The organism is Bathymodiolus heckerae thiotrophic gill symbiont (genome assembly GCF_900128515.1).
Taxonomy (GTDB): Bacteria; Pseudomonadota; Gammaproteobacteria; order PS1; family Pseudothioglobaceae; genus Thioglobus_A.
Genome location: NZ_FQTP01000184.1, coordinates 1 through 1740 on the forward strand (window position 1 = coordinate 1; position 1740 = coordinate 1740).

Sequence of the window (1740 nt, forward strand, 5' to 3'; positions counted from 1 at the left end):
TTTTTTTGAAAAATTGCAAGGGTTGAAAATAGGATGGGGAATTATGAATTATGCAAAGGTCTCTAATATAGTATTCTACAATACACCCATACTATAAAAATATTTATTTACTGTCTTTAACTTAATGTCTACATGTAGACAATACATCATTTTTATAAAAATATAGACATGTAGACAATTACAATAATAAGGGAAACACAAAAAATGATAATAACAGTATATAGCAGTAAAGGTGGTGTTGGAAAAACACCAATTGCAGCAAACATATTATTTGACAACACAGATTTTTATATAGCCACAAATGAATTAAACAGTGGCTTTGTGCATATCTCGAACATTGATGATGATAAAAAGATTCTGATCAGTCCTGAAGACGAATTTCAAGAAGAAGTGTTTACTCAGGGAGTATTCGTTAAAGAAAATGCCAGTATGGTTATTGATCTATCTGGATCTCTTGCTGAGAGCTTTAAAAGCATCCCTACGGCACTCAATATATCTGATGTAGTTCTAGTGCCTATTAACAATCAAGTGAACTCTATATTACAAGGAGTAACAACCATCCAAAGCATTCAAGAATACTTCCCAAAGTTAAAAATCATAGTTGTTGCTACCAAGCTCGAAAAACAAGGAGTAAATGATATATTTGGCGATGACTGGACCAAATCTAAATCATTTAAAGAAATTCAAGCATACGTTCAAGAGAATACAAATGGAGACCTGATAGTATTACCATTGAAATACTCAAAAGGCTATGAAAATATCATTAGAGAAGAAATTTCCATTAAAAAACTATCTTCGGTACCTTTTGGAGGGCAAGCATATAAAACTCCAGCAAAACAATTTGATAGCTTATACACTGCAATAGGATTAAACCATGAATCTAAATAAAGCGCTCAATAAAGGAATTACATCAAATACGTCTAAAGAACATGTGTTTGATTCTACGAATAAAAAGACAAACCATAAAGAGGCTACCAGTACAAGAAAAAAAATACCTAGTAATGAAGTTAAAAATATCGTAGTCTCTTTTAAAATCAGTGCAATTGAATTAGAAGCAATTAGCAAAAAATTTATTATTGGGGTAGATAAGCCAGCTTTGCTTGCAAGACATTACTTACGTGAAAAAACAGATTTTTTTGAATAGCAAAGTAACTCATTAAAAATTACTTAAATAATTGTCTACATGTAGACAACTTAAAAAATAATGGGTCATGACAACTCAAGCATATTTAAAATCATGTTAAAGTACCGTTATGAAAGTAAAAAAAAAGTATGTAAATCGTTCCCGTATTTCAGAGAAGAAGTTTAGAGAAATAATTAAGTATTTTTCTCTTGATTTGAACGCAGTTCAAATCAAGGAATTAACAGGATTGAGCAGACAAACAATCAACAAGTATTTAACCGCTATTAGGCTTAGAATTGTAGAACTATCCATACTTCAATCTGCCCCACTAGTGGGGCATATTGAAGTCGATGAAAGCTATTTTGGCGCACGGCGCGTCCGCGGAAAACGCGGCCGTGGCGCCTTAGGGAAAACCATTGTTTTTGGCTTGCTAAAAAGAGGTGATAAGGTTTATACTGAGATTGTTCCAAACTGCAAGAGTACTACCCTACAAAGGATTATCAAGGGTAAAACTAGTATTGAAAGCGTCATTCATTCTGATGGTTGGCGAGGGTATAATGGTTTAGTAGATTTTGGCTATAAGAAGCATTTTAGAGTACATCATAGCAAGAATGAAT

General features: G+C 32.7%; 3 protein-coding genes. All 3 read left to right on the forward strand.

The genetic code is table 11. The annotated features are described in order from the left end of the window. Positions 1 to 204 precede the first annotated feature (204 nt). Positions 205 to 888: a P-loop NTPase family protein gene (locus BTHERMOSOX_RS10925; protein WP_138121161.1), complete on the forward strand. Its 684-nt coding sequence runs from the start codon at positions 205 to 207 to the stop codon at positions 886 to 888. Next, positions 875 to 1144, forward strand: coding sequence for a hypothetical protein (locus tag BTHERMOSOX_RS10930; RefSeq protein ID WP_138121162.1), 270 nt, complete (start codon positions 875 to 877; stop codon positions 1142 to 1144). The genes BTHERMOSOX_RS10925 and BTHERMOSOX_RS10930 overlap by 14 nt, the downstream gene beginning before the upstream one ends. Before the next feature lie 109 nt (positions 1145 to 1253). Next, positions 1254 to 1740, forward strand: a 487-nt coding sequence (locus BTHERMOSOX_RS10935; RefSeq protein ID WP_138121163.1) for an IS1595 family transposase, incomplete at its 3' end; no start/stop codon positions are given.

What these genes read in the sequence shown, in the direction of transcription:
- BTHERMOSOX_RS10925 (WP_138121161.1), top strand. Translation starts at nt 205, where the DNA reads ATGATAATAACAGTATATAGCAGTAAAGGTGGTGTTGGAAAAACACCA.
- BTHERMOSOX_RS10930 (WP_138121162.1), top strand. Translation starts at nt 875, where the DNA reads ATGAATCTAAATAAAGCGCTCAATAAAGGAATTACATCAAATACGTCT.